The following is a 7,460-nucleotide window of genomic DNA, read 5'->3' as shown; positions in this document are numbered from 1 at the left end:
GGCGATCCCTGCGCTTTCGAGTTGGGCGCGTAAAAAAGCCCGTGTCAGTTCCCGTTGCAGGACTGTGTCACGGGCGGAGGAGAGAAAAAAAGGCGCAGAACGATGGAAATAGGTAAAGCAAGATGCGTGCCAAACGAGAATTGCTGTTTCAAGAGCGCCAGCGGGGGTGCGAAGAGAGATGGACCGAGGGAGTGACCAATGTGGCACACCAGAATGGCGTGCCGGGAGCCAATGTGGTCACGAGCCGAGGTACGCCCGGTGCAGGACTTCGACGGGGTGAAGGACGGTCAGGGCGAGGCCTTCGGAGCGGGCCTGTGACTGAATCTGCATGGCGCAGCCGACGTTGCCGGTGATGCAGATGCCTGCGCCGGTGGTGCGGATGTGACGAATCTTCCGGGATCCCAGATCGGTCGCCATCGCCGGCTGCTGAAGGTTGTAGGTCCCGGCGGCACCGCAGCACATGTCCGACTCGGCGAGCGGGATCAGTCGCAAACCCTCGACCTTTGCAAGCAGACGGCGCGGCTCGGCGGTGATCTTCTGGGCATGGGCCAGGTGACAGGCATCGTGATACACGGCTGTCATGCTTACGCGGTGCGTCGGGGCCGGCGGGTCCAGCTCGGCAAGCAACTGGCTGATGTCGCGCGTGCGCTTCACGAAGTCGGCGGCCCGGTCGGCCCATGCAGCGTCGTCGCGCAGCAGATGACCGTAGTCCTTGAGCATCGCGCCGCAACCGGCGATGGCGTTGACGATTCGGTCGCATCCTTCGAACGCTTCGATGTTACGCTTGGCGAAATCGGCGGCGACGTCGGGATGCCCGCCGTGATGATGAATCGCGCCGCAGCAGTTTTGCGAAGGGGGCACGACCACTTCACATCCCAGATGTGCGAGCAGTTCGACGGCCATGCGATTGACGTGACCATACATCACCGACCCGACGCACCCGGCGAGGAAACCGACTTTCATGCGCGGCGCGCCATTCGCCGGATGATGCGCCGCCAGTTCCTTCGGCCAGAGCGGGCCGGTGTCGGGCAACATCTGCTGCATCTTCGCGAGTTTGTTTCCGCCGAGTTTTGACACGAGTCCGTAGAGCCGGACTTTCTGAAGGAGGCGCGCCGGGAGGAGCGCCCAGCGGAGTTTGCGGGGGTAGGGCATGACGTGCAGGCACAGGTAATTGACGATGCGGTCGCTGAAGGACGGCGGGATGGGGGACTTCAATTTCGCCCGTGTTTCCTCGATGATTTCGTGATACACGACGCCGGAGGGACAGGCGGTTTCACAGGCGCGGCAGTCCAGGCAAAGATCGAGATGGCGCACGACGGCGGTGGTCGGCTCGATGCGGCCTTCGTGCAGGGCGTTCATGATGTGGATGCGCCCGCGGGGCGAATCGTTTTCGTCGCCGTCCTGCGTGTAGGTCGGGCAGGCGGGCAGACACAAGCCGCAGTGCACGCAGGCGTGGGCCTGTTTGAGCGTGCGCTCGTCAAGCGAAAGCGCGGGGGATGTCGTCGAGGTTTCACTCATGGAAATCGCCCGGGGTTGAAACAGTTGTCGGGGTCCATCGCGTATTTGAGCTGATGCATTAAAGGCCAGTCGGACTGCGGGGGCGCGAAGGGGCGAATCGCGACGGCTCCGTCGGGGCGGCGGAGCCAGAGGCGCATGCCATGCACCGGCGCAATCAGTTTCAGCGCCGATTTGTCGAACGCCGCGGCGTCGTCTGCGGACCAGTCGGCGGCGAGGTGAATGACGCCGTGCGTCGGCAGGGCGGTGAGCGATGTCGGACGCGGTTGCATCATCGCAATTGCTTCAAGGATCTTGCCGGTCGACGCGGGCGGGACGATCAACTTGACGCGCGCGGGGTGTTTCAACATCGCGTCGGCATCGGCGAATTGGCGCTTCAGGTCGGCGGGGAAATCGTCGTCATGGCGGGACGTGTCCGCGATGGACCATCGCTGAGCGACGAGCCAGTTCTTGAGCGCATCGCATCGCACGTTGCATCCGCGCGGCGTGTCGGCGTAGGTGATGTGCAGCAGGGGATTATTCGGCGGGGTGACGGTGAGGCGCATCGCATACGGCGCGGCGTCGGAGAGGAGCAGATCGGTGACGAGCGGGGCGAGGGAAGCGGGGGCGACGCCGGTGATGGTCAGGCGGGTGATCTGCGGCGGGATCGCGGCGGTGCGGACGGTGGCTTCGGCAATGAGGCCGAGCGTGTTGAGATTGCCGACCATGAAGCGGGTCACGTCATACCCGGCGACGTTTTTGACGGTGCGACCGCCGACTTTGATGCGATGTCCGGCGGCGTTGACGTAATGCAGGCCGAGGAGGAGATCGCGGATGTTGCCCTGCGAAGCGCGGGCGGGGCCGTAGACGTTGTGCGCGATGATCTCGGCGAGGGTCATGTGCGCGGCGGCGCCGTCGAGGGGCAGATACTGGTTTCGCTGAGCGAGCGCGGCCTGCAGGTCGGCAAGCGACGTGCCGGCGGCGACGCGGACGGTCATATCGGGGATGTAATGATCGAGGACGCCGGCGGGCGGGGCGATGTGGACGAAGTCGGCGGGCGGGGGGTGACCGAGGTCGTGATGGGCGAGGCCGTAGTCGACGAGCGATTCACCGGCCTGCGCGGCGGCGGCGATGCGGGCGGCGTAGTCGTCGATGGAGCCGGCGGATTCGACGCGTCGGGGTGCGACGCCCTGGATGGCGACAAGTTCGGACATGCGAGGAGCATACAAAAGAAAAGGCCGCGCTGCTTGAGGCGGCGCGGCCTTGGGGAAATCGATGATTCGGGCGGTCAGGCGCTCAAACGATGACGACCGACGCGGCGCTTGGCGTTGAGAACCTTGCGGCCGCCGCGGGTCTTCATGCGGGCGCGGAATCCGAAATGGCGTTTCCGCTTACGATTGGAGATCTTCTTGGGATAATGCGTGCTCATGGCTGGCTCCGGGGACGCAGGCCGCAAGCGGCCTCGCTAAACGGGTTACTTGGCTTTGATATCGAAGGTTTGCGACACGTAGCGCGTGTTGCCCTGCGTATCCGCCACCCGCACCGTCACCACGTGGCGACCCGGCGCGAGGTCCGCCATTTTAACCACCACCGATTCCAAAGTCGAATCGTAGATCAAATCTTCCGGAAGCACCAGATGCCAGTCCTTTTCCGAGTCCAGAGCGTAGCGGACCTCGGCGATGGGCGACAGGGCGTCGGAGGCCTTGAGCGACACGGTCGCGGTCTTGCCATCGGTCTTGACGGCCAGTTCGCCCACGTCCGGCGGGGTGTTGTCGACCGTCACCGGGTCGGACCGGCGGCTGGACGAGAGGGCCTGATCAGGGATGTTGTCGGCGGCGTCGGAAGCGGTGATGCGAAGCGTGTAACGTCCGTCGGGCATCGTCCGCGTGTCCCAATCGAAGGAGTTGGCGTCGATCTTGTCGGCGATGGTGATGTACGGGGCGTCGGTGGCGAAGGGCTTGGCTTCAAGCGTGTAAGTCAGCTTGTCGGCATTGGCGTCGGAGGCCTCCCAGTCGACTTTGAGCACGGACTTGGGCTGGGGCTCGGCGCCTTCGGGGCCGCCGCGCGAATTGTTCTGGGCGTACTCGGCCTTAATCGAGTTGATCGTCGGCGGGAGATTGGGCATCAGGTAGCGCAGCGCCACGCTGATGACGCTCGGCGAGGCCTTGCCGTCGGAGTTGAGCGTCAGGCGATACTGGAGGAACCGGGCGCTGGGGCTCAGCAGTTTGAAGTAGCTGGCGCCGGTGGGGTCGATCTTCTGCGGGTCGGACCAGGGGGACCACGAACCGGCATCGGGATCGCCGACGTTGCCGGAGCGGGTCTGGATTTCGACGCTTGTGCCCTTGGGGGTCGAGGCCATCACCTGAAGGTTGCCCCACAAGCTGATCTGTTTGGCGTCGAGGGTGATCGAGGTGAGCGTGCCGGCGGGGGCGTAGGCATCTGTGAGTTTCATGATGCGGCCGGGGTTGGCGGTGCCGACGAGGAACTCGCCCTTGCCGAGGTCGAAGAGCGCGGGGACCTGCTGCGGTTCGAGGTCGGCGAGAATCGTGACTTCACCGACATCGGGGCTGACGCGGTAGAGCTGGCCTTCATTGCCGGTGGCGACAAGCAGGGTGTCATCGGCCTTGACGATGCGAAGGATCATGACGGATTCGCGGAAGACTTCGCGCACAAAGCCGTCGGCGGAGATGCGATAGATCGCATTGCCTTCCTTGGTCGGCGCCGCGCCGGGGCGACGGGTGGAGCCGCCGCCGGCAGCGGCGTTGCGCAGGCGGGCGACGGTCGCGCCGGAAGGGCCGGAGCGTGACCCGGCCTGCATGGAGATTCGGCCGGACTTGCGGGCCTCTTCGAGCCGGGCCGCCACAGCGTCACGCAACTCGTTGTACTGCTCGGGCGTTGGCTTGGCGGGGGCCTGTGGCTTGGCCTCGGCTACTTCAGACCCTGGCGCGGCGGGGGCCTGGGCCTTGTTCGGCTCAGCGGGATGCGGCTTGTCGCCGGGCTTGGGCTCGGGCTTGGGCGGGATATTGGGGAGCTTGGGTTCGGTCGGCTCCTTGGTGAGCTTTTCGGGATGGCCCTTCTGCTCGGTGCTGGCTTCTTCGAGGCGACCGGGGCGGGCCTGCGCGGCGTCGGCGGTGCCGGCGTAGACCGTGCCGTCGGGCAGGACGAGCAGCGCCCCGATTTCCGGCTCGGGGGCGTCGTAGATGACAAATGCATCGTACTTCTCGCCCTTGTTCATCGGCGTGAGGCGATACACCAATCCATCGCCGTCCGTGCCGGCGTAGATGCGGCCCGCGCCATCGGAGCCGAGGCACAGCACATTGTCCTGCTCGCAGTCGAGCGCGATGATCGGCTTGGGCTCCTTTTTATCGACATCGACGGCGAGCACCTGACCGGACGCACCGGTGGCGATGAACATGCGCTGACCGAGCAGGAGCAGGTCCCACACGTATCGCACATCCTTGAGCTCAATCGTCTGCTTGACCTCCATCTTGTCGCCGGTACGGAGTTCGAGCTTGCTGGTCGCGCCGCTGACGCCGACCCAGAGCCCGGCCTTCGTGGCTTCGAGACTGAATACCTGCGCGCCTTCATATTCAGCGACGGTCGTGACTTTCTCGCCGTCGAGCTGGACGAGCTTGCCGTGCGGACCGACCGCCAGAAACACACGGCCGTCGGGCAGGCGGGCGATGTCGTAGACGATCGAATCGTCGCCCTCGAGCTGGGCGAGTTCCTTGGTGTCGAGCGAAAGCTGGACTTCGCCGAGGTTGGTGGCGACGGTGTGATCGAGCGTGGCGGCGGCGAAGTCGGCTTCGGTCTGGTGCTTCCATTCGCCGGGCCGAATAGCCAGTGCCGCGGGGCTCAGACACAACACGATGATCAACGTGCGGATGAATCGGGCGAACAAGCGGCGGCTCCTTTACGGATAAATACCCTCTCAGGGCTTGGCGGTCGGGTCTTCCTGCACCGAAACGGGCAGACTGATCTGATTGAGGATGACGAACGGCGTCGGCTCGATCACGTCCACGGACGGGACGAACGGCGTGGTGACCGTCGAGGTCGGCACCGCCATCAGCGCCAACCGCGAACTGGGCAGACTCGGCAGCTCGCTGCGGCCGATCGCCACATTGTTCGTATCATTCAATCGCAGCACGACGTAGAGCGCATCGTCGCGGATGTTCAGAAGCTGCTGCATGGCCTGCATCAGTTCCGCCTGATTGTCGGCGCGCATCAGGTGCGGGCGGAGCGTGGCGCGGACCTGCTGATAGGTCTGTGATCCGCCGATCGTCAGATTGTACTGCCCGTCGGCGGTGTCCTCGGGAACCTTGATCCGAACCTGCTTGAGCATTTCGGTTCCACGGTAGGGCAGCAGACGAATGTTGACGGTGAGCGTTTCGCCGGGCTTGACCGTGGACTGCACGACGGTCGCGCTGAGGATCGACGCGGCTTCGACGGAGGGGCGAATCGTCACGGTCGCATCGATGTGATCGACGCGCATCGTGCCGAATTCATTTTCGATGGTCGATGCGATGGGTGGGACGAAGGCGGTCGCCAGCGCGCCGGCGTTGGCGCCGGGGATGACCTGGTGCAGGTCGAGCTTCTGGCCGTCGCGGTAAGCGATATTGGCGACGACGTCGAGCGTGTTAAGCATGGGGATCGTCGTGTCGGTCTCCAGCGCGGACCCGGCGGCGGCGGCGACGAGCGAGGGGAAGAGCCGGCTGTGATGCACGACGGTGTAGTCAAAATCGCGATCAAGCTCCGGGTGCGCGGGATGTCGCACATGCACCGTCATCGGCGCCACGGGATACGCCGCCCCCGGCTTGCCGACGACGGCGACCGTCTCGTCGCGCAGGACGGCGCCGACGGTCTTGATCGATCCGCCGAGCTTGAAGCTGGCGCTGAGATTGGGCTGGATGTAATGCACGAAACCAGTGGCCATCGGCACATCGGTGTCGCCCTCCGCGAACATCTGGTGTCCGAACGCCAGCGCGGTCCCGTCGGGGAGAACTTCGGTCGTGGTGCCGATCGCCGCCATGTCAGTCGGGCCGGACACGAGCGGGATGGCGAACACGGAACCGGGCGCGAGCTTGACCTTGTCGACATCGATCCACTTGGGCGGCAGGGCGGAGGTGGGAATCCCCGCCGTCGGCTCGGCGGCGAGGCCAATCTGATTGAAGAAAGGGTTGAGCATGCTCGCCATTTGCGGTGTGGACACCTCGACGGGGAGCATCATGTGCTGAAGATTCGCCGCGGGCGCCGGGGTGGCGTCGGCGGCGGGGGGCTGATAGCCGACGAGCTTGCTGATGGCGTCCATGCGCCACGTCTGCTGCGGCGAAAGATTCAGCGAACGCGCCACCGAATACGCCGCCGCCAGATTCGCATTGCGCGCTTCCTGCCCGGCGGAGGCCTGCTCCTGCGGCTTGGCCTTCGTGCGCGCCGCCGCTTCGAGCATCTGCTCGATCGGCTGCACGCCGACGTAGCAGTCCTTGCCGAGCCGATGTCCGAAGGCGAACGCCCCGAGCATCCGCCCGCCTTCGCCGAGTTTGTGATCGGGCTTGTCATCGGACCAGAGGTAAATCGGGGAGCCGCTCATGCCCTGCACCGGACCGGTAAGCTGCATGCGGTCATCCGGGCAGCGGATCCACACGACGCTCTTGCCGGCGATGAACCCGCGCTCGACGGACACGACTTCGACGGCGAAGGGCTCGGGCGTCACGCCGTGAAACACCGTCATGCCGTAGCCCTTCATGCCGGGCGCGACTTCGTCGACGCTGATGTGACGTTTGGGATCGAATCCCGGCGGAGGCGCGGCGTGAAGCGCGGTGCAGGCGCCGAGCCACAAACATAAAGCCGCACACAACAGACCCGATCGGTAAGCTTGCCGCGTATGCATAAGCCAAGCGTAGCGGCGAAGCCGATCATTGACAAGGCAGCGTGCTGACAGTAATTTGCGCAAAGGTTCAGTAGGTGGT

5 protein-coding genes are annotated in these 7,460 nt (G+C 65.0%); all 5 read right to left on the bottom strand.

What is annotated here, in order from left to right; genetic code table 11:
* Window positions 1–237: 237 nt before the first annotated feature.
* The 5 genes from GC162_19715 to GC162_19695 all read right to left on the bottom strand — a co-directional run bounded on the left by GC162_19715 (window position 238) and on the right by GC162_19695 (window position 7,381).
* Window positions 238–1,518, bottom strand: a complete 1,281-nt coding sequence (locus tag GC162_19715) for a 4Fe-4S dicluster domain-containing protein (protein ID MBI1370867.1) — start codon at window positions 1,516–1,518, stop codon at window positions 238–240.
* Window positions 1,515–2,708 carry an FAD-binding protein gene (locus tag GC162_19710; protein ID MBI1370866.1) on the bottom strand — a complete coding sequence of 398 codons (1,194 nt, stop codon included), beginning with the start codon at window positions 2,706–2,708 and terminating at the stop codon, window positions 1,515–1,517. Before GC162_19710 ends, GC162_19715 begins: the two co-directional genes overlap by 4 nt.
* A gap of 74 nt (window positions 2,709–2,782) precedes the next feature.
* On the bottom strand, window positions 2,783–2,923 hold the full coding sequence (locus tag GC162_19705; protein MBI1370865.1) for a 50S ribosomal protein L34: 141 nt from the start codon (window positions 2,921–2,923) through the stop codon (window positions 2,783–2,785).
* Window positions 2,924–2,968: 45 nt separating this feature from the next.
* Window positions 2,969–5,395, bottom strand: coding sequence for a hypothetical protein (locus tag GC162_19700; GenBank protein ID MBI1370864.1), 2,427 nt, complete (start codon window positions 5,393–5,395; stop codon window positions 2,969–2,971).
* A 30-nt stretch (window positions 5,396–5,425) separates the two neighbouring features.
* A complete protein-coding gene (locus tag GC162_19695) occupies window positions 5,426–7,381 on the bottom strand; it encodes a hypothetical protein (protein MBI1370863.1) in 1,956 nt (651 codons plus the stop codon).
* Window positions 7,382–7,460: the final 79 nt, after the last annotated feature.

The organism is Planctomycetota bacterium, assembly GCA_016125255.1.
In the GTDB taxonomy this organism is placed as follows: domain Bacteria; phylum Planctomycetota; class Phycisphaerae; order Phycisphaerales; family Zrk34; genus RI-421.
This window is presented reverse-complemented; position numbering and strand designations above follow the sequence as displayed.